This is a genomic window from Mucilaginibacter sp. A5337 (genome assembly GCF_059690695.1).
Genome location: NZ_JCAWEC010000005.1, coordinates 343,121 through 369,201, shown reverse-complemented (window position 1 = coordinate 369,201; position 26,081 = coordinate 343,121). Strand labels below are relative to the sequence as shown.

The following is a 26,081-nucleotide window of genomic DNA, read 5'->3' as shown; positions in this document are numbered from 1 at the left end:
CGGGAATAAACATCAATAAATACAAGGGGAATAATGACAATCAGCTTGCCGGGTTTTGATATTAAGAAGTGGAAAACTTACGCCGATTGGCGGCTGCTTATTTTCCTGCTGCTGTTCATCAACGTACGCATTCCGTTTAAGATAGTTGCGCTGCTTTTTGCTTATTTAACGCAGTTTAACTTCAGGTTTGGGTTTAAGCTTCGCAATTCCAGGATCCCTCTGTTTTACCTGCTCGTTTTTCCGATAGCCATCGTTGCCGCGCTCATTAACCAAAACTTTGTTGACTTATACTATTTACCTGTCTTTGGCTGGGCATTAATATGCTGGGTACTGGCCATACTGGCAGTTCACCAGGTTAAACTCATGGTTGATAAAACGGATGCCGAAACCATTTACCGCACGCTCATCATCTTTTTTATCATAAATGCAATTTTTTCGGCAGCGAACCTGGTGCATATTATGTGGATAATCAAAAGCATTAACCCTTACGCGTACATGGGAATGCACCAGCGCTATTTTATAAATACCGGCGATGATGTAATGGGCATTAGCTTTGATCTCTCGTCAACCAACGCGGTAATCTGCGCTTTCGGTGTGTTTTATTTTATCTATAAACCCAACCTGGCCATGATGATTGTGTGTATGAGCACGCTGGTACTTACCTACAGTAACCTCATTAGTGTATTATTTCTCCTTATCCTGGTTTTCATATTTGCTTTTAAAACTACGCGCGATCAAAAAAGCATGATCGTGGTAGCGTTGATGATCTATATCATCTCCATGGTTAAAATATCGCCGCAAAACGGAAAATACCTTAATGAGGTTACGGCAAGTGCATTGCGTGAAAATCGCCCTGAAAAGCAAATAGGAACAGTTAACAACGCGGTTTCCCATACTGGCAATACATTAAGCAGGGACGAACGCCGCAGACAATATGCGCAACACTACCTCGATAGCCTGAGCACGATAAAGGCCAGTCAGGAAAAGTTCAGCGCACTCGATAAAAAAATCAAAAAACTGCCCCTTACAGATGATGGCAGATTGTACATACCCGCTCCCAACACCCACTTTGCCGAATTTTATAATATTGGTGAGATAACGCCCGACAGGCAACAATTGATTGATTGCATAACTACTCACCGGGCTCAACTGCCGCTTTGCCAGGTTGAACCTTTCAGGCCAACCCTACCCGGTAAAATCACCGGTGCTGCACAAACGTTCAATTACCTCGCGGCACATCCGCTGCAAAGCATAGCCGGCTTAGGCCCGGGAAATTTTTCGTCCAAAATAGCATTCAGGGCTGTGGGCGCAGGTATCAGGGGCGATTATCCTAAAAAATACATCTATATCAACCCGGCCTTTATGAGTAACCATCTCGACTTGTACCTGAGCTTCTTCAGCAAAAATGCCGAGTTCCGTTCGGTACGCAATAGCCCTTACTCCACTTATGATCAGATGCTGAGCGAATATGGCATCCTGGGCTTTCTTGCCCTCATTATTTTTTACCTCGGCTTTTTTGCGCGGCATTTCAAAAAGCTTAGTTACGGTTTACCCATAATCATGATGGTAGCGGGCATATTTTTTCTCGATTACTGGTTTGAGCAACTTTCGGTACTCGTGCTTTTTGAACTGATGCTATTCCTCAATATAAAAGAAACCACAACGCCCGATTTGGAAACAAAAACCACAGTGCCGGAGGAACTTGCATATGCATAACCCTCAAATTACTGTTCTAATGCCTGCTTATAACGCAGGTAACTATATCCGCGAAGCTATTACTTCGGTACTTGAACAAACGTTTACTGATTTTGAGCTACTCATTGTAAATGACGGTTCTACAGATAACACACTCGAGATCATCAACTCATTTAAAGATGAGCGCATAAAGGTTTTAACACAGGAAAACAAAGGCGTAGCCACGGCGCTTAATAACGGTTTACGTCATGCCTGTGCACCTTACATTGCCCGTTTTGATGCCGATGATATATGCTATCCCTATCGGCTGCAGGTGCAGTATGATTTTATCACTTCGCATCCATACTACAGTATAATAGGATCAGGAGTTGATTATACCGACGTGCATGGCGACCTGATATTTACCTGGCAGCCCGATGCACTGAGCCACAATGAGATCAGGCAGTTGAGTTACAAGACCTGTCCGTTTATTCATTCAAGCGTATTTTACAAACGCGACGCTGTGTTAAATGCAGGTGGCTATAATGAGCTGGCCTATACTTTTGAAGATCATTTTTTGTGGGCTGGTATCCTTAAACACGAAAAGGCTTTTAATCTCAATCAACCACTCATTAAAGTAAGGCTTAATGCCGAATCTATTACCATTGATGAAAAGTGGCGCACAGGAAAATTCAGGCAGATCAAATACAAAACCCTGCGTAAGCTGAGCATTACTGAGGCCGAAGGAAGGCAGTTATCGGAGATTGGCATTAAGCAGCTGTCTCCCCGCATCAAAAAAGGGGCTTACTATGCCCTAATCGGCAAAAAATACTTATGGAATAATTACCAGCCCGAAAAAGCACGAAAAAACCTGATCAAAACGCTGTCTATTAGTCCGCTGCATATTAAGAATTACTTTTTACTGCTGATGACGTTTTTGCCCGAGCGTACATTGCTCAGACTGTATCAAATAGGCAAAGGCAATTTTCGTCTCGACGAAGCCGAACTGCCAACTGCTGTTCTAAATCAAAAGGAATTAAACTATGGCAGCTAAAAAGATAAAACTGTTTGTTGACGCACACTCCTTTGATAAAGAATTTCAGGGGGCGCAAACTTTTATACGCGAGCTATATAACCACCTGCTGGCAGAGCGCCCTGACATAGATATTTACATCGGCGCACGTGATACCGAAAATATTCGCCGGCAGTTCCCGCTGCTGCCGCCGCAAAACATATTGCCCTACAAAAACCGGGGATTTAACATTTTACGTTTCATTTTTGATATCCCTGCTTATATCAAAAAATACAGGTTTGATTTTGCGCATTTCCAATACATCTGCCCTAAAAAAATAGCCGGCTGCCGGTATATCGTCACCATGCATGATATGCTTTTTAATGATTTCAGGAAAGATTTCCCAATCCTGTTCAGCATCCCGCGCAACTACATTTTTGGCCGCAGCATCAAAAATGCTGATATAAAAACCACGGTATCCGACTATTCAAAAGCGCGGATCTGTGATTACTATCAGATTCCCGTCAATGAAGTACACATCATCCAAAACGGCGTAAGTAACTCGCTGCTGCAATACCAGGCATCAAAGCAGGAAGCTGAAGACCAGGTAGCAAAGAAATTCGGCATCCGGGATTTTATCCTGTACACCAGCCGCATTGAACCGCGTAAGAATCACCTTTTATTACTTCAGAAATACTTAAAGTTGAGGTTATATGAAAAAGGGATCAGCTTAGTATTTATCGGCAAAGCGTCAATAAAAACACCCGGGTTAACCAAGCTCATCAGGAGCCTCACGCCGGAGCAAAAGCAGTTTTTCAGGTGGATCCCACAGGCAGAACAAGCCGATCTGGCAGCGTTTTACCGCGCATGCAGATTGTTTGTGTATCCCTCAAAAGCCGAAGGTTTTGGGATTCCGCCACTTGAAGCTGCCATTTGCGGAGCGCCGGTACTGTGCTCATCAGAAACAGCCATGAAAAACTTTGGCTTTTTTGCGCCATATACTTTCGACCCGGCAAATCAGGCCGTTTTTGAGCAAAAACTGTCACTCGCCGTTCAGCAACCTCCCGGTTATGCATTTACCAGCCGGGTAGCCGAACATGTTGAACAACGGTACCACTGGCAAAAAAGCGGCATCATATTTTACAATTTATTACAAGCAAACTTTCATTGTCATGAAACTAAAAATAGCGATCTTAGGCACGAGGGGCATCCCGAACTACTATGGCGGGTTTGAGCATATTTCTGAATATGTATCGGCCGGTTTGGTAAAAAAAGGGCATTCGGTTACTGTTTATAACTCGCATAACCACCCTTACAAAGCCGATACCTGGAACGGCGTTAACATTGTGCATTGTTATGATCCGGAATACCTTGTAGGTACCGCCGGGCAGTTTGCCTATGACTTTAACTGTCTTATGGACGCCCGCAAACGTAAATTTGATGTGGTGCTGCTTATGGGCTATACCAGCAGCTCGGTTTGGGGCCACCTTTATCCGCCAAACAGCGTAATCATTACCAATATGGATGGCCTGGAATGGAAACGCTCCAAGTACTCAAAACCGGTACAACAATTCCTTAAATATGCCGAAAAGCTGGCCGTAAAACATAGCCAGTATTACATCTCCGATTCAAGGGTGATCAGGTCATACCTTAAAGATAAGTACGAGGTTGACAGCCGCTATATCCCTTATGGTGCCGATCTTTTTTCGGAACAGGAACGTGAGCAGTTTGATAAAAGCGAAGTATTGAAAGAAGATTACTTTTTGCTAATGGCCCGCATGGAGCCCGAAAACAATATCGAAACCATTTTAGAGGGTTTTAACAACAGTTCATCAACAAAAAGCTTTATGGTTTTGGGCGATACCAGCAACCGCTTTGGCAAATTCATAACGCACCGGTTTAAAAACGACGACCGCATACAATTTAAAGGCGCCAATTTTGACAACTCGGTTGTGCGTGCATTGCAGAACAACAGTTATCTGTATTTTCACGGGCATAGCGTGGGCGGCACTAACCCCTCATTGCTCGAGGCCATGGCCAGCGAAGCGCTCATTGCTGCCCATAATAATCCTTTCAATAAATCGGTACTTAACTCGGATGCTTTTTATTTTGATAATGCCAACGAGGTTCGGCACCTGGTTGAAAACGTACAGCGCAAGGATATCGAGCGTGAAATGGTTAAGAACAACCTTCAAAAGATACAATACCAGTTTAACTGGGAGGTAGTGATCAATGATTACGAGGATTTTATATTACAATGTTACCAGGAACAACATGGAAAAGCTGCTAAGGCCTGATGATACGCTGAACAACAGGATCAGCTATTACCAGCTGATGTTATTGTTGCTGAGCCTGCCGTTCAATATGTTTTACAGTCACCTGTTGTTGATAGGCCTGGCTTTGCATACCATTATCCAGATTCGTAGAAACAACATCAAGCCTGTTTTAACCAAAACTAACTTTGCTTTAACGGCAGTATTTTTTGTAACGCTGCTGAGCACGATTTATACTACCAATAAACCGCAGGCTTTTACAGAATTAGGCAGGCAGGTTACTATTTTGCTGATTCCATTAATCTTTATCTTCAACCCGCTTGATCTAAAAAAATACCGGTATAACCTGTTGCTAATTTTTTCCATTGGATGTACGATTACGATAGCATATCTTTTTTTGCAGGCCCTTATTACCATCAGATATTATCATTTACCACTTAAAGCGTTGGTATCACCGGCATTTACAAATCATAATTTTTCAGGACCGCTGGAGATCCACGCCACGTTTTTTTCCATGCAGATAGCTATTGCACTGGTTTATCTATTATATATGTTCATAAAAGAAAGCTCAGCCAGGCTTAAGATACTTTATATGTTATGCTGTTGTTTACTGGCTGCCGGCATTATCCAGCTTAGCTCAAAATCAATATTTGCGGCGATAGTTATTATTTTGAATGTGATTATACCATGGTTTATACTGAAGGGGCAGGTACGGTTAAAATACACAACTATAGTTACATCGATGTTTGTTGTAGTGGTTGCAGGCATTTTTGCGATGCGGGCCTTCCGTGAAAGATATGTCACCGAACTAAGAAAAGACCTTAGTGAATCAACCGGCCCCGGTCTTACCGATCCGCGGCTGGCCCGTTGGGGTGTAGCCGTTAGCGTGGGCGCGCAATCGCCGGTTATTGGTCATGGTGCAGGTACCGAGATTGGTTTGCTCAAAGACCCATTTTTTGATCATCAATTTTACCGATCGTATTTAGCAGAATTAAATGCACATAACCAGTTCATTAGCTTCTTTATTAAATCGGGGATCGCCGGCTTGTTGGTTTACCTGTTTGTGCTGGCTTTTGGCATCAGAACGGCAATTGCAAAACGCGACTTATTACTGATGGCTTTTATGGTTATTGTAACTGCCGTTTCCCTTTCCGAAAACTTTTTAGACGTAGATAAGGGAATCTTTTTTTACAGCGTATTTTTCTCGTTATTGATATTTTCAGGAAGCCTTCAGGATGTTGGCAATCAAGCTAAAAATATTGTGTAACTACTTTGTTAGCAGGCAACCAAAGCTACAAGGGGTACGTCATCACTATATATACAAAGACGTGAAAAGTATAGCCACCTTAGTTGAACAAAACAATAAACGCTTGTTGAATACCCGGAACAATATCTTAGCTACCCTTGCCTATTTTGACATGTGGGATTATCCGCTAACATATGGCGAAATATTCCTGTTTCTGGAAAATAAATATGGGCAATATGATTTTACCGAAGCGCTCGATCAGCTTGTTGTTAATAAGCTGGTGTTCCATTTCGACAGGTTCTATTCGCTCAAAAACGACTATATGATTGCGATAAAGCGCAATAAAGGAAATAAGAAAGCAGCCGAGCTGATCAACAAGGCTAAAGAAGTGGGAGCTTTCCTGATCAAATTTCCTTATGTGCGTGGTATAGGCATTTCAGGGTCCTTATCTAAAAACTGCGCGGACGATAATTCAGATATTGATTTCTTTATCATCACCGAACGTAACCGGCTTTGGATTGCGCGTACGTTGATGCACATGTTCAAAAAGCTTACTTTTTTGGTTGGTAAACAGCACAACTACTGCATGAACTATTATATCGATGAGGTACAGCTACAGATAGTTGAAAAAAACATTTATACAGCCATTGAAGTAGCAACTATTATTCCGCTTGAAGGCGACGTTACCTTTGAGAATTTTTATAAAGCCAATGCCTGGATGCACGATTTCCTGCCCAATAAATGCATGCGCCTTGCCACTGCCCTGCCGTTAAAAAAGCCCTGGTATAAGGTATTTGCAGAGCGGCTGTTTAATAACCCATTTGGCAACTGGCTCGATAATACATTAATGCAGATCACATCTGGCCGCTGGAACAAAAAAACCGAAATGAAAAAGCTGAATATGCGGGGTAATGTAATGAGTATGGCAGCAAGCAAACATTTCGCCAAACCATCTCCCGAAAACTTTCAAAAGAAACTAATAGAGCGGTACCGGGTCAAGGTTTCTATGCTATTACAGGAATTTGAAGACCGGATAGCACAATAGTTAATAAGCAAAGCCGCCCCCCTATCTGGTTTCAGCTTTGCTTACTGTTTGTTTACAACCCTTTAATACTATTCCAATCAACAACGCCAACTTTTTTGGCCCATTCCAAATATTCTGTTTCAAGGGTTTTAACTTTATCGGGATATTGAGCTGCAAGGTTATTTATTTCAGATCGATCTGCTTCCAGATCATATAACTCCCAGGGCTCACCAATTTCTGCAACCAGTTTCCAGCGTCCTTTTCTTATAGCCCTGCTGCCCTCGTGTTCCCAAAATAAAGTTTCATTACCTTTATAAGGATTCCCTTTAAGAGCATCAACTAAACTAATACCCGCCAACGGCGTTAACTGCCTGTTTTTATATTGCGTTGGATAACTAATACCTGCAATGTCAAGGCAGGTTGGCATCAGATCAATCAAGTGGCCGGGACTACTATTACTGCTTCCGGGCTTGATATGGCCGGGATACCAGGCAATAAGCGGCGTTGCTATACCGCCTTCGTGTGTATTGCGTTTAAACAACTTAAACGGGGTATTGCTAACGTTGGCCCAGGGAATTTCGTAACTGTCAATTGAGTTTACAGAACCGGGAGTTCCGTTTTTTTGTATTACAGTCGACAGGCTCTTAACCTCATCGGCACTACCTCCGTTATCTGAAGCAAACAGGACGATGGTGTTTTTATCTTTCCCAAGTTGCTTCAGTTTGGTCATGATCTCACCTATACAGGCATCCATCCGGTAAACCATGGCTGCATAAATGGCCATGCGGGTATCCCATTTGTCTTTTTCTTCGGGAGATAATGAATCCCATGCCGGTGCGCGTTTATCCCGTGCTGATAATTGCCATTGCTTTTTGATAATACCGGCAGCTAACTGTTTTTCATAACGCTGCTTCCGTAATACATCCCAGCCTTTAAGATATTGGCCTTTAAACTTCGCAATATCCTGTGGCAGCGCCTGAATAGGCCAATGTGGGGCATTATAAGCTACGTACATAAAAAACGGCCTCTGCTGGTCTTTGATCTCATTCAATGATTTGATAGCAAAGTCGGTAATGGCTTGTGTAAGATATTTTGAAGTATCACTGCGGGTGATCTCCTTATCATTCAGCATAAAGGTGATCTTGCTGCCATCATTATACAACGGCGCCGAGTTGAAATAACTGCTCCCGTTGTTTAGCATGGTAAAAGATTGATCAAAACCGCGGTTATAGGCCAGTGCAGATTTTTGCAACCCAACATGCCATTTACCGGATACGATGGTGTTATAACCTGCCTCATCTTTCAGCAACTCGGCAATGGTAGCGCTATGGTCATTCAGGTAACCCTGGTAAGCGGGAGAGCCTTTGTATTTTACCATGTCGCCAACACCGGCCTGGTGCGGGTACAGGCCGGTTAATAATGCAGCCCGCGATGGACAGCATCTGCCGGCATTGTAAAACTGTGTCATCTTCAGACCTTCGCGGGCAAGTCTGTCGATATTAGGCGTACTGATCTCCGAACCAAAGCAGCCAATATCAGAAAAGCCCATATCGTCGGCTAAAATGACAACGATATTGGGCTTTTGCTTAGGGGCCTGCCCAAATACAGGCCCCGTGCAAAATATAGCTACCAATAGGTAGCCAATGTGTTTAATCATGTTCCGGGTTATTTATTATTGGCGGTCAATCCACTTTTGGCCAGTTCGGTAGTTGCTATAACCTGCGCAGTTGACGAAAAGCCTTGCTTTTTCCAAACCTCCTTACCGTTTTTATACAGCACCAGCGTTGGCAATACATTTACCTTTAGCTCTTTTGCTAAGTTGGTATTGTCATAAACCTCAATACTGATCACCTTCGGAGTAAAGGCAGAATTTGCTTTGAGCGAATCCAATACAGGCACCAACTTTTTGCAGGCCCCGCAATACCTCGACCCAAAATCAACCAACACCAAAGGTGACGAAGCAGCCAATTCATTAAACTGTGCTTTTGATAACGAAACGCCCTTTTTTGTCGTCGAAATGATAGGATAACCCGAACCTATCCAATTGGCTAAACCGCCAGGCAGTTCCTCCACGTTGGTAAACCCTTTAGCACGCAACTCGCGCGAAAGCACTGTGCTACGGCCATTAGCTATTGAGTAAACAAAGGTTGGCTTTTCCTTATCCAAACCATCCAGTTTTTGCTGATAATCTGCTGCTTTGGCATCAACGTTTACAGCACCTTTAATATGGTTTTGCGCAAATTCCTCCGCCGAACGGGCATCCAATATCTGTGGTTCTTTTGTCTGTTTCAGTTTAGTCGCAAAAGCTTCGAGCGATAATAAAGCAGGTGATTGTGCTTTCACTTCGCCGGTGAAAACTACCAGCAGGGCCAGTAATACAATTTTTAAGTTTTTCATAATTAATTGTTGTTTTCGAGTTTATGGATCCTTTTGTTGTTGATATCGTCCCTGTCAATAAATGGATAGATGTGGTTCTTTTTAGCTTCCGCATCAAACAGGTCTTTCAATTCTTTTAACTTTTCAGGATATTTTTTGGCCAGGTCAACACGCTCGTTAAAATCCTCGTTCAGGTTATACAATTTCCAAACATCCTTATCGTAATTACGTTCAGGAATCGTTTTCTCTTTTGGAAAGTTCAGCAGGTCCACATTATCCGGGCGGTGTGCAGCCTCGGCTTTCCAGCCATCTTTATATATCGACCTCGAAGTAAAAATGTAATAGTACTGCTGTGTATGCAATGTTTTTGCCTGCGCATTATTGAACGAACCGAAGAATGATTTACCCTGCAACGTATCCTGCTTAATGCCTTTAACGTACTCGGGCAGTTTTAACCCGGCAGCCTCAATAGTGGTTGGGAATACATCAGATACATGGCTGTACTGCGTGCGGATGCCGCCTTTTTCGGTGATGAGTTTTGGATAATAAACTATCAGCGGGTTATGGGTACCGCCCTCAGCATCAGCGTCCGATTTCCAATATTTAAACGGCGTATTGGCTGCCTGTGCCCAACCTAAAGGATAATTGGTTGAAGCTTCGGGCGTACCGATGGTTTCGTAATCGCTTTCATTCCTTTTGATGTAGTCTGCTTCGGGTGTGGTTGCTGCTGAGTTTTTAGGATTGATCACGCCGTGCACAGTTCCTTCTTTGCTGGCGCCGTTATCACCTATCATCACAAAAACCAAAGTATTGTCAAACTGGCCCGAAGCTTTCAGGTAGCTGATTACGCGGCCCACCTGGTGGTCGATATAGGTCAAATAGCCTGCATAAACTTCCATGAACCGGGCATACAATTTTTTCTGATCGGCAGGCAGGCTGTTCCAGGCCTTGATACGCTCGTTGCGCTCAGGCAATTTGGCATAAGCAGGGATATAACCTGCCTTTTTCTGGTTTTCAAATACTTTTTCACGGTATACATCCCATCCTTCATCAAACTTGCCTTTGTACAGATCGCTCCATTCATGGCTTACCTGGTGTGGCGCGTGCGTGGCGCCGGGCGCATAGTATAAAAAGAAAGGCTGATCTGGCGCTGCTTTATGGGCTGCATCGATATAAGCTATGGCTTTATCAGTGATCTGCTCGTTCAGGTTGCGGCCATCCGGTTTGATGTGGAAATTATCCTCAACCAAATGCGGCGGGTTATACTGGTCGGTAGCAGATTCAAGGAAACCAAAGTGATGGTCAAAACCTTTACCTGTAGGCCAGCGATCAAACGGACCAACGGCCGTAGTATCCTCATCAGGTGTTACCCCCCATTTACCTACCGCGAAAGTACTATAGCCATTGGCTCGAAGAGCTTCGGCAATAGTACCTTTATCTGGCGGGATCCGGCCATCATAGCCCGGAAAACCGGCAGCCGTTGAAGCGTGTGCAAAGTTACCCATGTGTACATAATGGTGATTACGTCCGGTTAGTAATGAAGATCGTGTTGGCGCACAGATACCTGCTGTATGAAAATTGACATAGCGTAAGCCATTATTAGCCAGCGTATCAAAATTTGGCGTACTGATCAAACCACCAAAGGTGCCTGATGCGCCGAAGCCAACATCATCCAGCAAAATCCAGACAATGTTTGGTGCACCCTTCGGCGCCTTGAGTGGTTTATTCCACCACTCTTTTGATTCGGCAAGGGTTTTACCTTCCACGCCTTTATAATTGGCGGGATCGATGGGCGCTATATTAGCGGGCGTCACCTTAACCTGCGGCAATTGCGCAAAGGCAGGCAAGCTGAACGCCACGGCTATTGCCGATAAGGCGACAATTCGTTGATAAGCGTATTTCATAATTGTAAATGGTTATATAAAGTTTATTATTCAGTTCACAAATAGCAATCAAGCTTTGGGCTTTTTGCCTTCTGCTTTTAGCTTTTATATAATTGGTTACTTTTTATAATTTTTGTGGATACGCTGGTGATACACATCATACCAATCGATAAACGGATATAGGTTGTTCTTTTGGGCCTGTGCTTCAAATACAGCTTTCAGCTCTTTTAACTTTTCGGGATATTTTTTGGCGAGGTCAATGCGCTCGTTAAAATCTTCATTCAGGTTATACAATTCCCAGGTATCCTCATCAAAGCTTTTATCGGGTACGTTTTGCCCAACTTTAAAGTCGCCCAATTCCACATTATCAGGGTGATGAGCGGCTTCGGCCTTCCAGCCATCGCTATAAATCGACCTCGAACCGAAAATGTAATAGTGCTGCAAAACATGTTTTGATTTTGCCTCGGGATGATCAAACGAATACACCAATGAAGTGCCCTGCAAAGTATCCTGCTTAATGCCACGGATATATTCAGGTAGCTTAATACCGGTATATTCAAGCGTGGTAGGAAGCACATCAATTACGTGACCATATTGGGTGCGGATACTTCCTTTGTCTTTAATTCCTTTGGGATAATAAACAATCAATGGGTTACGGGTGCCACCTTCAGAGTTGGCATCCTGTTTCCAGTATTTAAACGGCGTATTAGCTGCCTGTGCCCAGCCAAGCGGATAGTTGGTGCTTGCTTGCGGAGTACCGATATCGTCAATATCCTCGATATTAGTTTTCAGGTAAGCATCTTCAGCAACCAATTTGGACGAGTTCTTTTTAGGGTTGATAACACCGTGAACTGTACCTTCTTTACTGGCACCGTTATCGCCGATAATTACAAACACTAACGTATTATCCAGCTGACCGCTTTGTTTCAGGTGATTGATCAAACGGCCAACTTCATGATCGGTATAGGTCAAATATCCTGCATAAACTTCCATGAAACGGGCGTACAGTTTTTTCTCGGCGTCAGGCAATGATTTCCAGGCCGGGATGCGTGTATTACGCTCGGGCAATTTGGCATAGGCCGGGATAATGCCCAATTGTTTTTGCCTTGCAATCACCTTCTCCCTGAAATCGTCCCAACCGCTGTCAAACTGACCTTTGTACAGGTCGCTCCACTCTTTTGCCACCTGGTGAGGTGAATGTGTAGCGCCTGGCGCATAGTATAAAAAGAACGGTTTGTCAGGTGCAACTTTATGCTGCCGTGTAAGGTAGAAGATGGCTTTATCAGTGATCTGATCAGTGAGGTGACGGCCATCCGGTGTTACGTGGGCGTTATCCTCTACCAGGTCGGGTTTATACTGATCTGTTGCCGAACCTAAAAACCCGAAGAAATGATCAAAGCCTTTGCCCGTAGGCCAGCGATCGAACGGACCGGCATCGGTAGCGTCCTCATCCGGCGTTAACCCATATTTGCCCACAGCGAAGGTGTTGTAGCCATTTTCGCGTAATATTTCGGCTACCGTACCTTTATCCGATGGGATCCTGCCATCATATCCGGGGAAGCCGGCAGACAGAGTTACATGCGAAAATCCACCCTCGTGAACGTAGTGGTGATTACGCCCGGTTAATAAAGCCGAGCGTGTTGGTGCACAGATCCCTGCCGTATGGAAATTGGTGTAGCGCAGGCCGTTATTGGCCAGCGTATCAAAATTTGGGGTTTTAATGATGCCGCCGAAGGTGCTTGTAGCACCAAAGCCTACGTCATCTAAAATGATCCATAATACGTTTGGCGCGCCGGTGGGCGCTTTATGAGGCTCGGGCCACCACTCCTTCGAATCATCAAGCGTTTTACCCACCGTGCCGCCAAATGCCGGTGCTTGTCCGTTTTGTGCTTTGGCTGTAAATGCTGCTAACAGGCCAAGCGACAGGAACAATGTTATTTTTTTTGTTTTCATGTTTATGTAGGTTTATTCGGCATAGCTGGAGCGGAATTTTACACCCCAGCGGCCGTTTTCTTTGGTTAATATGTATAGTGATTCATAATGCCCGATAAGGCTGCCATCGGCACGGAAGCGCGAAAAGCGGGTATCAACATGCACCTTATCTGCCGACGCCTGCACAATGTTGCGGTGGTCCCACTGGCTGTAGTCCCACCCTGCTTTTTGCAATTCGCCAAATACTTTTGCCGAATCACGCAGACCAGCCCTCTCCAATACTGACATTTTGCCGCCGGCCAATCGGTAATGCGGAAACTGGTAGGTGGCCTCCCATCCTTTCAAATCTTTAGCATTAAAGGTGGACATGTACTCATCAAGCACCTGCAATACGGCAGCACTTACACGCGGGTCAATGCCGTGCGAGCCACTTTCGATAGGGGCGCTTTGTGCCGATACCCGGCTTACGAGGCCAGTCAGGATTAGCAGGAACATTGTTATCTTTTTCATAGAATATCGCTTTTAAATCATCTTTTGCAAGAGGGAACCGCGTAGACCATTGCCCGCATCGCTCAGTTCATCAGCTTCTATTGCCAGCCAGGGTTTTGTGTTAGCTTACCATTGCTGTTATCAATCTCCTGCTGTGGTATCGGGAACAGATAAAATTTACCCGCCGCGCCTTTGCTCACATTGGTTTTACCAACTTTAAGGAGGCTTGCTTCCAATATGCCATTACCCGAAGCATCGCGTTCGCGGATCAGATCAAACCAGCGCTGGTATTCAAATACAAACTCAAGTCTGCGTTCCAGATAAACCGCGTTGCGAAATGAAGCCTGATCAAGCCCGGTAAGGTCATCAAGCCCGGCGCGTTTCCTTACCCTGTTGATGGATGCATATGCTTTTGCTGTTGGCCCGTTCAGTTCATTCTCCGCTTCGGCGTGGATCAGCAATACGTCCGAGAAACGAATAATAGATACATTAGCACCCGATTCTGCCTCGTTAGCAGCAACGCTTGGATCATAATATTTATTAAAGAATGGGATTGAATCATTAGGGATTGTGGCATCATTCAGCTTACCATACCACAGATTGGTTGTAGGACTTTGAAAGCGTGTTACAAAGCTTACCCGCTTACGTTTATCATTGGCCGGATACAGTTTATAAATACTGAAAAACTTATCTACACCGCCTGGTTTGGTGGCATCAGGTACAGAATAAAATACCACCTGGTCGGCGTAGCTGCCCACCATTCCCGGGATACCGTTCAATATTGACCGGGGTGCCTGGTTGTTGCCCTGTCCCTGCGAATTTGATTTAAACTGCGCCGAAAAAATATGCTCCTTTCCGTTTTTAGTTGCAGGCAAAAACACATCGGCGTAATTGGCAAACAGATCGTACCCGTATGGGCCATTAATTACAGCCTCTGCCTGTGCTACAGCTTTATCCCATTTGCGTTCGGTAAGATAAACCTTAGCCAGTAAGGAGTTGGCTGCACCCGCTGTAGCCCTGCCTATATCAGGGCCAGTATAGTTATTGGGTAAATCGGCAGCTGCATTGGTTAAATCGGTTTCTATTTGCGCATACACGGTAGCCGCGGCCGTTCTCGGAATTTGAAGATCGGCCAGGTTTATAGAGGTTTGATCATGCAAAACTAATGGCACATCGCCATAAAGCCTCACAAGGTTAAAATAATACAGTGCCCTTAAAAACTTAGCTTCGGCAACAAGTCTTTTGTTTAACGTAGCATCAAACTTGATATCGGGGATAGTATCAATAGCAATGTTGGCCTTTTTAATCGCGGCATAATGCTGCTGCCAGATCTGCAAAACACGCAAACCTGATGCCGAATGCCCCAATACTGCTTGTGAGCGTACATCGGGATTGGTAGCGCCCGGGCCCGGAGCTTCGTCATCGGCCATAAAATTCATGCCCGTGTTAAAAAGGGTGTTATAAGGTGTTTGAACACTATTTGCCCCGGCGTTCAATAACGAATAAGCGGCGGTAACTGCTGCCACGGCGTCTGCCTGGGTTTTATAAAACTGGCTTGCCGGGATGAACGACCGCGGGTCTTCTTTGAGCTTTGCGCACGAAACCGCGGCAAAAGCAACCAGTATAATGAGGTATTTAATATTTTTCGTCTTCATATCTAAAAAATCAAGGTTTAGCTGTTACAGGGTAACTCCTATGCCAACTATTACAGATTTATTATTCGGGTAAGCTCCATTATCGACTCCCGATGTAATGGCTGATTGCTCGTTGCTGCTCACTTCAGGGTCATAACCGGTGTATTTAGTCCAGGTTGCCAGGTTTTGGGCACTCAGATAGATCCTGACTTTCTTGATAGGCGACCTAGAAAGTACCGATTGCGGAAACGTGTAACCCAAACCAAGGCTTTTCAACCGTAGGTACGACCCATTCTCCACAAACCTGTCTGATATGGTTGGCGCAGGATCCTGATATGCGCTGTGTACGTCGGTATTGGTGTTGGCTGGTGTCCAGCGGTTTAGCAAGGTGGTTGTAGCATTGGTATAGCCGGTACCCAGTTCCAGAACGTTGCGTTGCTGATTATAGATCTTATTACCATAAGACCCTTGTAAAAACACACTCAGGTCAAAACCTTTATAGGCAAACGTGTTGGTAATGCCTCCGGTAAATTTAGGCTGAGCATTACCGAGTATCACCCTGTCGCCGGTTTGCGTTATTTTACCATCACCATTAATATCCTGGTAGTTTTGACCGCCCGGTGAAGTATTGGCCGCAGGAGTAAGTACCGGTCCGCCGGCCTGAATAAGGCCATTGGTTTTGTAACCGATGAATGAGCCTATAGGTTCGCCAACCTTAATGATGGATGGCAGGGATGAATCGGGGATAAACTGATTAACACCGTTGCCGCCAAGGCTTAACACCTTGTTACGGTTAAGTGCAAATACCAGGTTAGTGTTCCATACAAAACTGCCAACAAGGTTATGGGAGTTAATGCCCAATTCAAAACCTTTATTCTGTACCGAACCTACGTTCTCATACTGCTGGGGGTTGGTAATAGCCGTATTGGTAATGATGGTTAAACCACTTGTTGCCGGTAAGGGCAGGTAAAGCAGCAGGTTAGTGGTTTTCTTATAATAAACATCCGCCGTTATGGTAACCCTGTCTTTAAACAAGCCCAGGTCGAAACCAAAATCATACTGACTTGTTTTTTCCCAGGTTAAATTGGGATTGTACAAACTATTGGGTGCAAAACCGGCAACCGTAGCGTTACCGAAATTGTAGCGATAGTAACCTAATTGCGAGTACGACTGGTAAGCCGGGATATCACTGTTACCGGTTTGACCGGCGCTCAACCTCAGTTTTAACTGACTGACAGCAGTTACGTTTTTCAGGAAATCTTCGCTCGATGCGTTCCAGGCTATGGCAGCCGATGGGAAAGATGCCCACTGATGCCCGGGCGCGAACTTCGACGAACCATCAGCACGCAGGGTTAAGGTTAACAGGTATTTGCTGTTAAAACCATAATTGATCCTGCCCAAATAAGATTTTAAAGCCCAGGTATTTGATGATGAAGATGGTGCGATAGCAAAACCGCTTCCTGAAACGTTGGTTACACTGCCTGATCCAAGGTTATTGAAAGTATCATAATCGCTCACAAAACCTGATGCTCCATTAATAGAACCTTCTGCTTTAAATTGCTGCTGCGTAAAACCGGCCAATACATTAAGCGAGTGCTTGCCAAACTTTTTGTTGTAAGTAAGCGTATTTTCATTAAGCCAGTTAAATGAGTTTAGTGTACCAACTTCACCGAGACCTGAGTAGCCTGAGCCCTCATAAACGGTAGCAGGCAGGTAACGGTTTTGTTTATTGTCGATGATATCCACACCAGCCAATACCCTTGCGGTAAGGTTTTCGGTAATCTTATAATCGCCCGCGATGTTACCTAAAATGCGGCTTGTGGTAGTGGTGTTGGTTTGGTTATATAGCGTATTGATTGGGTTTCCGTAAGTGCCTTCGAATATATTTTTACTAAAGAAGGAGCCATCTGTATTATAAATGGGTGTGGTTGGGGTCATCAGCAAAATGGCAGGAACTACGCCAGCCGGTGCTATCTGCGCGGTGGTACGGCTGCCGGTGATATATGACGAAATCTTAAACTTGTCGTTATAATCATGCTCCACATTCACACGGCCCGCGTAACGCTCAAAATTGGTATTTTGCAGAATACCATCCTGTTTAAAGTAATTGCCGGAAAAAGCAAGTCTCGTGCGCTCGGTACCAGAAAATATTGAAAGACTATGATTTTGCGACGTTCCCTTACGGAAAGCGGCGGCCTGCCAGTCGGTATTGGCATTATATGGGTTTAGTTGAGCCTCTGTTTGGGCGGTTTTTCCGGTATTTACCAGCGCGTCGTTACGTAAAGCTTCCCACTGAGGAGTATTAAGCAAAGACAAGGTTTTAATTACCTCCTGCTTGCCGTAGCTGCCATCATAATTGATAGATGATACGCCTGCTTTACCTTTTTTTGTGGTGATAATGATTACACCATTGGCGCCGCGTGTACCATAAATAGCCGTGGCCGAAGCATCTTTCAAAACCTCGATACTTTCAATATCCGAAGTATTGATAGATGCCAGCGGATTGATCTTTGGTCCGTTGGTTACCCCCGCGTCGGTAAGCGAGTTGCTATTTGATGTTGGGAAACCATCAATAATATACAATGGTTCGGCAACAGCATTGATAGAGTTTACGCCGCGGATCTGCACGGTTACACCTGCTCCCGGCTGCCCGGTAGCTTGTGTAACCTGGATGCCCGAAACAGAACCCTGCAAGGCCCTGTCGAGCGAAGGAACCGGTTGCTTTAAAGCCAGTGCCGGAACAGAAGCCACCGAACCGGTGATATCCTTACGTTTTTGCGAGCCATAGCCTACCACAACCACCTGGTTTAGCTGAGTTTGAGCATCTTTAAGTTTGATTTCAACCGGACTGCCATCAGCAATAAACTCCTTCTTTTCGTATCCGGTAAAGGTGATAATGAGTTTATAAGGAAATTTCTGGCCGGTTATAAAGCTGAATTTGCCTTCAATGTCCGTTGAAACCACGTGAGTGGTACCCTGGATCTTAACCACTGCACCGGGCAAGGGCTCACGGGTTGCGCTGTCAATTACACGGCCAACCAAATGCGAATTGATGGTAGGCTGGGTTTGCTGCGCGATGGTTAGCAACGGAAAAGCAATAAACAGCAGGAATGGGATTAATAACAGTTTTTTCATGTCGACAGGTTTTTAAAAGATGAAAAACCGGACGACTGATCAATAGCCGCATTGAACGGCCTGTATAATTGCTGCGGATGAAAGGCATCCTCAATAATTTGCAGCGTAAAAGATGCTGCCTGTAGCGGAAAAGGCAACGCATAGCCAATCCCTGCATTTGCAATATTTTGCATAGATTTGAATAATTAAAATGACTCAATTGAAACAGGCTCAACGCCAATCGATCCCTGTTTCGTTGTTTTAATGACTGAGGGAAAGGCTTTGCTTTTCCCTTATTTGAAGAATGTAGTTGTTTACTTTTTCATGTTCCTTTCTGGTTATGCCTGATAAAGCAGGCCGATCAATCAATTATTTCAGGGGTATTATTTTAATTGCTAACACAACGGAAACCAAGGTGCTCCATGCCGCTGTCTTCGGTAGTTTTCATCCTGCGCGATACACGATAGCCTGAACAGTAGCTGTCGTTACACAAAAATGAGCCGCCCCGCACTACCCTTTTGATGGCATAAGGCTCATCAGGGTCATATGATTTGGAAGCGCCTTTGGGGTTTTTAACACCTGCCGGGCTGCTTACCGTTTTGTAATAATTGTTGTTATACAAATCGGCACACCATTCCCATACATTACCGGCCATATCGTACAAGCCGTAACCATTGGGTGCAAATGAACTAACCGGGGCTAAATAATAGTAACGATCGCGTTGGGTATTCTTATAAGGAAAACTACCGTCCCAGGTATTTGCTTTGGGCTGTCCCTCATTTACCTTCTCATTCCCCCATGGATAGATCTTATCTTCAAGCCCCCCCCGCGCAGCCCGCTCCCATTCGGCTTCGGTTGGTAAACGTTTACCGGCCCATTTACTGTAAGCCACAGCATCATACCATGACACCTGCACTACCGGGTAATTGTCTTTACCCTTGATATCGCTGCCCGGCCCGTGCGGATGTTTCCAATTGGCCCCGGTTTTCCAGGCCCACCATTGGCTATAATCATTCAGATTAACCTGATGATCAGCCGGCACAAACACCAGCGAAGCCGGTACCAGCAAACTATCTGCAGGTTTTTCGGTGCCCGGGGGCATTTGTTTTTTTAGCTCGTTCCAGTCGGGCTTTCGCTCGGCTGTGGTAATATAGCCTGTAGCTTTCACAAATTTTTCGAACTGGGCATTGGTAACTTCGGTTTTATCTATCCAAAAACCATCAACAGTTACGTCATGCTTGGGATATTCATCAGGTTCGGCCTGTTGGTTATCTGCCCCCATCCTGAAAGTGCCGGGCGGCACCCATGCCATCCCCGCATGGTTGGCATGGGTGTTACCGGTTTCAGGTAAACTAAGCGCCGCACCGCTTAGTCCTGCTGCTTTAAACCTGTTGGGGATATTTGATTCGCAGCAAAGTTTCTTTTTAGTACCGGGAACCGTGGCTACCGCAATACTCACCACTGGTTTCGCCGGTTGCCTGCATGATGCAAACCATACGATACTAAAAAACATAAATACAATCTTTTTCATTACGCTTTTACAGGCTGTAATTGAAATGCCGCATCAACCTGTTCTGTTTCGGGCTCAACTACAACATCGGGCCGGTATAATTGATGAGGCTGCAAAGGCACATCATCCTTAACCATAGGGCCATCAGCAGCGAGCTCGCTTCCTGGCACTTTTGATTTAAATAAAGGCCAGGCCAGTTGTGCGTACCATTGATCCCCTTCGTAATGAGAAATACCATAAGCTTTAGGATACTGGCGCGAGATATGGGCAGTACCGAAAATGATATCCCACCAAAAGAACATATTGCCAAAATTGCCTTTATAATAACCTACGCCATCATCGGTAGTTGCCGCATGGTGCGCGTGGTGCGTAGCCGGAGTTGAAATGGTGCGTTCCAGGATCCAGGCCAGCGGATGCAATATTTTATATTGATAAAAAGGCTTATCCCATGGGATACTTGAATGCGCCAATGTAGTAATGGTGCCTTTGATACCTTTTACCACTACCGCCGGGATACCCAAACCAAGATAAACCAGCGCTGTAGTTAAATAGGTTTGCGAAAAAAAGATAGTATAAATGATGTTTTGCCTGCTGGCCATGGCCATACCCATATACGATGCCGAGTGGTGCGTACGGTGAAAACGCCACAACCACGGCACCTGGTGGTGCAAACGGTGGTACCAGTATTGGGTAAGATCATCGGCCACCGCAATGATGATAAATCCCCAGAAAAACGGAACCCAATCAAAGGTGTTTTTTAACCCGGGCAATATAGCCGGCAGCACTTTTAAGCCGTAGTAAGCCACCAATGGTTTTACTACCAGCTTAGGGATGGTGAAACAGGCAATATCAACCCATTTTTCATTTTTGTTCCAGCGTTTTTTATAAAGGCCGAACGAAAATTCAAGTACACCGAGTACCAACACCAAAACGGAAAAACCATAGCCGTTAAGGTTTTCTATTATTTGTTTTATCTGATCAATCATTGTCTTGTGAGTTTACAGTTTTACTTTTTGAGGTTATTTGCTGTTTATGCTGTTGTTTCTTTTCCCAGGGGCGCTGGCCGGTTATGGCGAACGTTACAAACATGAGCACGATGGGTAATATGTACAGAAAAAGGCTCAGCAAAGCATTCTTTGCTATCTGTACCTTAGTTGCCTGCTCTAATTTCATAAGGGGAAGCTGTTTGAGGGTTGAACAATTTGTGCTGTCTTAGTTGCAGGGCCTTTTTCCAATAGTTTACGGCCAAGCCACAGCCCACCGAAAATGATAACAAAAGGGATGAGGGTTACTATAACACCTACCAACACCTTTTTCCCGATTAGGGAAACGTCGTTAATGGTCATAATGAACTTATTAAGTGATTAAACATGCAGGCAGTGCATAGCAATCCGCACAAAGCAGCAATGCCCGTTAAATAATGTAATGAATTAAAAATCTGGGATTCCGGGCGGGTCAACGCACCGTTATAGAGAAGGGATTAACCCTGGTAAGGCAGCCTTAACAGCAGCAACAAGAATAACAACAAGGAGTAAAAGCAGCAGCAGTTAACTGATTATCAGCAAAGCCGTATTTAGGTAAAAGTTCGGGTTGCATGGTGGGTGCTTTTAAGTGATTTGATTATTGTGATTAATTTTTCTGAGGCAAATGTAAAAAAAGATTTGATAAATACTACTAATTCTATAGAAATTATATAAATAAATTCACTTTTTATAAAACCAAGTGGTTTCTACAACAAAAAAGAGGTAAAAATGAAATAAATAGCTGTATTAACCCTCTATTTTCATGCAGATGCATGTCCCTATGCATCTAAACCCTTTTATAACACATTACTTGTGTTTTCCCTTATTTTACTAATTTAGCCCCGCCTTATTCACAAAATATCATGCGTAATAAACTCCTTTCTGTTTTGGCCATCGTCCTTATGTTCTTTTCCTGCAAAAAAGATGGCGGAAAAGCCCGGATTATTGTTAATGTAAAATCAGGTTCCGCAAAATCCAATGTTTACCTTTCTATCTTGTCCGATCAAACCCGGATTTATCCTGGGAAAGATACCCTATCGGCAATAAGCAACGCCGGCGGCCAGCTTAGCTTCTCCGTTATACCAGGCAAAACTTATTACCTGTACCATTACACAGGTGATGGCCAGGTTATCGATCCGACAATTGGATCATTTATTAAAGTAGGCGTATTTACTTCGCAGCAAGAGATCAATAACTGGCCGGTGCAGACTCCCCCGGCAACCGTAGGCGGTGATCATTACCAGGATGTTAACATGGATGGCGCCATCAATAAGGATGACAGGGTTTTAGCTGTAATAGCTCCGGCGGCGGGTAAAACGTTAAGTGTGGATTTTCCATTGATAACACGATAAATTTGATACTACGTCCACATAAAAGCTTACATTCATATCATTATGGATATAACCACGCTTATTGTCATTACTGTTATAGTTTTTATTATAGCGTTTGCGGCTTTCAGGTTATTCGACGTTAAGAAGAAAAAAAAGAAACTTGAGTTAGAACGATCGGCCAGGATTTTGCCACTTTATAAAAAGGCAGAATCGGCTGCAGGCCTAACCGCCGAAGATGTTTTGCCCTTTGCCCAAAACCTGCTTACCCGCTATGATACCTTTTTATATTTGAGGGAACTTGGCGAACTACACCTGTTTCCCGAAGAATACTACACGCTAATTAAAGGGGCAGAAAGCTCATTGGCCCAATGGCTGGAGTTTCCTACTGAACTGGATGCCTGTCCTGACGAAATTGAACACATTAAACGGGTTACCATTGATCTTAACGGGCGAGGCAACTTTATACATTATGAGGTATTTAAGTACCGGGTCAATCCGCCCCACTGGGCTACCGAATACGTGTGGATATTAGGCGTTGTAGGCCCGTTTTTTGACGATAGCAACCCTTATGATTTTCCTGCGGCTACATTTAGCCGGGTAAGCAGTACCGTAGATAAAGTTACACCGGAAGAAGAGGTTAAATGGGTGCACGAAAATATTGGTATGAGGAGGTAACATAACAAGTTTGAACCCACACTTACGAAGTTTTAAAAACTTCGTAAGTCTTCAATCCTCAAGGTCATTCAGCATCTTTCAACTCAATCCATACAGGCGCATGATCGCTTGTTTTTTCCCAGCCGCGTACATCCCGGTTTACCCCGGCAGCTACAAGCCGCTTTTCCAGGTGCGGGCTCAACAAAAAATGATCGATACGTAAACCGGCGTTACGACCGTAAGCATCGCGGAAATAATCGAAGAAGGTATAAATTACCTCGGTAGGATATAGTTTGCGGATGGCATCCGTCCATCCCTGTTCCACCAGTGTTTTAAAAGCCTCGCGGGTTTCAGGGCGAAATAGGGCGTCATTTACCCATCGCTCCGGTTTATAAGCATCAAGCTCGGTAGGCATCACATTATAATCGCCGGTTAACACAACCGGTTTATCAGCAGCAAGCAAACCGGCTGCATGAATTTTCAATCGTTCAAACCAGCCTAATTTATAATCAAACTTAGGGCCGGGCGCAGGGTTACCATTGGGCAGGTAAAGGCAGCCAATGGTGATACCATCAACAATAGCTTCAATATAACGGCTATGTTCATCTGTGGGATCTCCCGGGAGCGCCCTGCAAACTTCAGTAATTTGTTTATCTGTTTTTGCCAGTATGGCTACACCGTTCCAGCTTTTTTGTCCGTGCCAAATGGCTTTATAACCGGCATCAAGAATAGCCTGTTCGGGGAAGTTTTCCTGCGGGGCTTTGAGTTCCTGCAAGCAGGCAACATCAGGGGTTGTTTCAGTTAACCAGCGGAGCAAAACAGGCAGGCGCCCGTTTACACCATTTACGTTATACGTAGCTATTTTCATAATGCAATTTAAGCAGTTTAGGTTATATACCCCCCTTTATAAAATACAAAAGCGCAGCCACTCACGCAAACGCTTGATTGCAATGACAATAATTAATATCCCTCCTCTTACTTTTCAAACTCATCGGGGTCAACCTCTGGCTCATCCGGCTCGGTATCGGGAATTTCATTCGGGATATTTTCGGGCGCTTCTTCAGGCATTTCCGGCTCACCGGGGTCTGTAGGCTGCCTGATCTCCGGCCGTTCCGGGTTTACCGGCATTTCATCTGGTTCGTTTGGCATGGTTCTTTTCTTTGACATATCTTATTAACTGTTAAGCGGATGATTAGTTTTCACGAACATCTCCCAATAAAAAATATCATTTGCATTTTAAAAATGTTTAATTACATTTGCAGTGTACTACCACACTAATACACTAAATCATGATTCAAATAAATAATTTGAATTTCAGCTACAACAGTAAAAAACCGCTGTTCAAAAATCTGAACCTTTCATTAAAGGCGGGGCACATTTATGGCTTGCTGGGTAAAAATGGCGCAGGTAAATCAACCCTGCTTAAAAATATCGCAGGCCTGGCCTTTCCGCAATCGGGCAAATGCCTTATTAATGGAACAGAAAGCTCAAAACGGCTGGTATCCACTTTACAAAACCTTTATTTTATTGCCGAAGAGGTTTACGTGCCTGCGCTAACGCCAGGACAATTTCTGGAAAGGACAGCAAGCTTCTACCCCGCTTTTAGCATTACAGATTTTTACAGTTACCTCAAAATATTAGATATTGATCCCGATTTGCTGATGACCAAAATGTCATACGGGCAGCAAAAAAAGATGATCATCGCCTTCGGACTGGCAACAAATACCGGCGTGCTGATACTCGATGAACCTACCAACGGGCTTGACATTCCATCAAAGGTGCAGTTCAGAAAATTGATTGCATCGGTTTTAAATGAAGAACGCTGCATTATTATTTCAACCCACCAGGTGAGAGACCTGGACAGCCTCATTGATACGGTTTTGATTTTAGATGATCACCGCATAGTGATAGAAAATACTGTAGATGAGCTTACCGATAAATTGTTTTTCGGCGTGTTCAAAGACCTTACCGGAATGAATGTATTATATGAAGAAGATACCCTCATGGGCAAGTATGCTATTGTACAAAACACAGCAGGTAAATACGGTAAAATGGACCTTGAATTATTATTTAATGCCACAACAACCAACAGCAGCAAATTATTAAACGTACTAAAACCAACTACAAGCCATGCATAACTACTTCAGTTTAAAACGCTTTGGCCTGCTGTTCATGAAACACACCGTGGAGCATTACCGCACCTATTTAATGTCGGCAGCGGTTTTGGCAGGCGTATTTTTGCTTGGCGGTTCGTTTATATTTTATATGATCCCCGGCCCGGTAGACGCCGGCTTTCAGATGGCCATATTCGGGGTACTCATGATCATAGCGGGGCCATTATTTACAAGCACCATTTTTGCTGATCTGGGCGACAAACGAAGGGCTATTCCGATATTGACCCTGCCCGCATCGCAACTCGAGAAGTTTATGGTTAGCTGGATCTATTCGTACGTTATATTCCTGTTGGTTTATACAGGCGTTTTTTACCTGGTATTATTTATACTGATGAATCTAAAACCCTGGCCCGGGCACCAAAGTGAAATACTTTCGTTGTTCCAGGACAAATTTGTGATAGTGATGGTATTGTTTTCATTTCTGCATTCCGTCACCTTATACGGAGCAATCCGGTTCGAAAAACTACACTTCATAAAAACAGGGTTCAGTTTCTTTATTTTTTATGCACTGCTAATCCTTGTGAATACTGTATTTGTAAGATTTATTGTTGGCAGGCCTATCAAACCGGTAATGCCTTTTTCATTTCTGAATTTTCAGGATGGCATAAACTTTTACTCCGTTGGTTTAAATGCACAGCAATCTGCCTGGGTTTTTATTGTAGTCCCCCTTATATCACTGCTGTTTTGGATAGCGGCATATTTTAAACTCAAGGAAAAACAGGCTTAAAAAAGA

At 44.2% G+C, this 26,081-nt stretch carries 24 protein-coding genes; 10 read left to right on the top strand and 14 right to left on the bottom strand.

Features of this window, described 5'->3' with window-relative positions; genetic code table 11:
* The first annotated feature begins 33 nt into the window (after positions 1-33).
* The 6 genes from AC59JO_RS18800 to AC59JO_RS18775 all read left to right on the top strand — a co-directional run bounded on the left by AC59JO_RS18800 (position 34) and on the right by AC59JO_RS18775 (position 7,250).
* Entirely contained in the window at positions 34-1,716 is a 1,683-nt protein-coding gene (locus AC59JO_RS18800; protein ID WP_497307140.1) for a hypothetical protein, read from the top strand.
* Complete coding sequence (locus AC59JO_RS18795) at positions 1,709-2,728, top strand: glycosyltransferase (RefSeq protein ID WP_497307138.1); 1,020 nt, start codon at positions 1,709-1,711, stop codon at positions 2,726-2,728. The genes AC59JO_RS18800 and AC59JO_RS18795 overlap by 8 nt, the downstream gene beginning before the upstream one ends.
* On the top strand, positions 2,718-3,920 hold the full coding sequence (locus tag AC59JO_RS18790; protein WP_497307136.1) for a glycosyltransferase family 4 protein: 1,203 nt from the start codon (positions 2,718-2,720) through the stop codon (positions 3,918-3,920). The genes AC59JO_RS18795 and AC59JO_RS18790 overlap by 11 nt, the downstream gene beginning before the upstream one ends.
* Positions 3,859-4,983, top strand: coding sequence for a DUF1972 domain-containing protein (locus AC59JO_RS18785; RefSeq protein ID WP_413667424.1), 1,125 nt, complete (start codon positions 3,859-3,861; stop codon positions 4,981-4,983). The genes AC59JO_RS18790 and AC59JO_RS18785 overlap by 62 nt, the downstream gene beginning before the upstream one ends.
* Positions 4,961-6,226, top strand: a complete 1,266-nt coding sequence (locus AC59JO_RS18780; protein ID WP_497307134.1) for an O-antigen ligase family protein — start codon at positions 4,961-4,963, stop codon at positions 6,224-6,226. Before AC59JO_RS18785 ends, AC59JO_RS18780 begins: the two co-directional genes overlap by 23 nt.
* Positions 6,227-6,287: 61 nt before the next feature.
* Positions 6,288-7,250, top strand: a complete 963-nt coding sequence (locus tag AC59JO_RS18775) for a hypothetical protein (RefSeq protein ID WP_497307132.1) — start codon at positions 6,288-6,290, stop codon at positions 7,248-7,250.
* Positions 7,251-7,302: 52 nt separating this feature from the next.
* Here AC59JO_RS18775 and AC59JO_RS18770 read toward each other — a convergent pair whose 3' ends face one another.
* The 12 genes from AC59JO_RS18770 to AC59JO_RS18715 form a co-directional block, all read right to left on the bottom strand.
* Complete coding sequence (locus tag AC59JO_RS18770) at positions 7,303-8,886, bottom strand: arylsulfatase (RefSeq protein ID WP_497307130.1); 1,584 nt, start codon at positions 8,884-8,886, stop codon at positions 7,303-7,305.
* An 8-nt stretch (positions 8,887-8,894) separates the two neighbouring features.
* Positions 8,895-9,626, bottom strand: a complete 732-nt coding sequence (locus tag AC59JO_RS18765) for a thioredoxin domain-containing protein (RefSeq protein WP_497307128.1) — start codon at positions 9,624-9,626, stop codon at positions 8,895-8,897.
* A gap of 2 nt (positions 9,627-9,628) precedes the next feature.
* The gene (locus tag AC59JO_RS18760; protein ID WP_413667419.1) at positions 9,629-11,509 is read right to left on the bottom strand and encodes an arylsulfatase; all 1,881 of its coding nucleotides are present in this window, start codon (positions 11,507-11,509) and stop codon (positions 9,629-9,631) included.
* A gap of 96 nt (positions 11,510-11,605) precedes the next feature.
* Entirely contained in the window at positions 11,606-13,441 is a 1,836-nt protein-coding gene (locus AC59JO_RS18755) for an arylsulfatase (protein WP_497307126.1), read from the bottom strand.
* A 12-nt stretch (positions 13,442-13,453) separates the two neighbouring features.
* Positions 13,454-13,930 carry a DUF6841 family protein gene (locus AC59JO_RS18750; RefSeq protein ID WP_497307124.1) on the bottom strand — a complete coding sequence of 159 codons (477 nt, stop codon included), beginning with the start codon at positions 13,928-13,930 and terminating at the stop codon, positions 13,454-13,456.
* A 77-nt stretch (positions 13,931-14,007) separates the two neighbouring features.
* On the bottom strand, positions 14,008-15,564 hold the full coding sequence (locus AC59JO_RS18745; protein ID WP_497307122.1) for a RagB/SusD family nutrient uptake outer membrane protein: 1,557 nt from the start codon (positions 15,562-15,564) through the stop codon (positions 14,008-14,010).
* Between the two features lie 24 nt (positions 15,565-15,588).
* A complete protein-coding gene (locus AC59JO_RS18740) occupies positions 15,589-18,678 on the bottom strand; it encodes a SusC/RagA family TonB-linked outer membrane protein (protein ID WP_497307120.1) in 3,090 nt (1,029 codons plus the stop codon).
* Positions 18,675-18,851 carry a hypothetical protein gene (locus AC59JO_RS18735; protein ID WP_497307118.1) on the bottom strand — a complete coding sequence of 59 codons (177 nt, stop codon included), beginning with the start codon at positions 18,849-18,851 and terminating at the stop codon, positions 18,675-18,677. Before AC59JO_RS18735 ends, AC59JO_RS18740 begins: the two co-directional genes overlap by 4 nt.
* Before the next feature lie 194 nt (positions 18,852-19,045).
* Positions 19,046-20,188, bottom strand: coding sequence for a formylglycine-generating enzyme family protein (locus AC59JO_RS18730; RefSeq protein WP_497307116.1), 1,143 nt, complete (start codon positions 20,186-20,188; stop codon positions 19,046-19,048).
* Positions 20,188-21,153 (bottom strand): sterol desaturase family protein, encoded by a 966-nt coding sequence (locus tag AC59JO_RS18725; RefSeq protein WP_413667412.1) that lies wholly within the window; start codon positions 21,151-21,153, stop codon positions 20,188-20,190. Before AC59JO_RS18725 ends, AC59JO_RS18730 begins: the two co-directional genes overlap by 1 nt.
* A complete protein-coding gene (locus AC59JO_RS18720; protein WP_413667411.1) occupies positions 21,146-21,340 on the bottom strand; it encodes a hypothetical protein in 195 nt (64 codons plus the stop codon). Before AC59JO_RS18720 ends, AC59JO_RS18725 begins: the two co-directional genes overlap by 8 nt.
* Positions 21,337-21,513 carry a hypothetical protein gene (locus AC59JO_RS18715; protein WP_413667410.1) on the bottom strand — a complete coding sequence of 59 codons (177 nt, stop codon included), beginning with the start codon at positions 21,511-21,513 and terminating at the stop codon, positions 21,337-21,339. Before AC59JO_RS18715 ends, AC59JO_RS18720 begins: the two co-directional genes overlap by 4 nt.
* A 539-nt stretch (positions 21,514-22,052) precedes the next feature.
* Between AC59JO_RS18715 and AC59JO_RS18710 the strand changes: the two genes are divergently transcribed.
* Both AC59JO_RS18710 and AC59JO_RS18705 read left to right on the top strand, forming a co-directional pair.
* On the top strand, positions 22,053-22,541 hold the full coding sequence (locus AC59JO_RS18710; RefSeq protein WP_497307113.1) for a hypothetical protein: 489 nt from the start codon (positions 22,053-22,055) through the stop codon (positions 22,539-22,541).
* Positions 22,542-22,583: 42 nt separating this feature from the next.
* Entirely contained in the window at positions 22,584-23,195 is a 612-nt protein-coding gene (locus tag AC59JO_RS18705) for a hypothetical protein (RefSeq protein ID WP_413667408.1), read from the top strand.
* Positions 23,196-23,259: 64 nt separating this feature from the next.
* Here the strand turns inward: AC59JO_RS18705 and xth are convergent, their stop codons facing one another.
* Together xth and AC59JO_RS18695 are read right to left on the bottom strand one after the other, a co-directional pair.
* The gene (gene xth, locus AC59JO_RS18700) at positions 23,260-24,042 is read right to left on the bottom strand and encodes an exodeoxyribonuclease III (RefSeq protein ID WP_413667407.1); all 783 of its coding nucleotides are present in this window, start codon (positions 24,040-24,042) and stop codon (positions 23,260-23,262) included.
* Positions 24,043-24,149: 107 nt separating this feature from the next.
* On the bottom strand, positions 24,150-24,341 hold the full coding sequence (locus tag AC59JO_RS18695) for a hypothetical protein (RefSeq protein ID WP_413667406.1): 192 nt from the start codon (positions 24,339-24,341) through the stop codon (positions 24,150-24,152).
* Positions 24,342-24,463: 122 nt separating this feature from the next.
* On the opposite strand from AC59JO_RS18695, the gene AC59JO_RS18690 reads away from it, so the two are divergent.
* Both AC59JO_RS18690 and AC59JO_RS18685 read left to right on the top strand, forming a co-directional pair.
* Positions 24,464-25,312: an ABC transporter ATP-binding protein gene (locus tag AC59JO_RS18690; protein WP_413667405.1), complete on the top strand. Its 849-nt coding sequence runs from the start codon at positions 24,464-24,466 to the stop codon at positions 25,310-25,312.
* On the top strand, positions 25,305-26,075 hold the full coding sequence (locus tag AC59JO_RS18685) for a hypothetical protein (RefSeq protein ID WP_413667404.1): 771 nt from the start codon (positions 25,305-25,307) through the stop codon (positions 26,073-26,075). Before AC59JO_RS18690 ends, AC59JO_RS18685 begins: the two co-directional genes overlap by 8 nt.
* Positions 26,076-26,081: the final 6 nt, after the last annotated feature.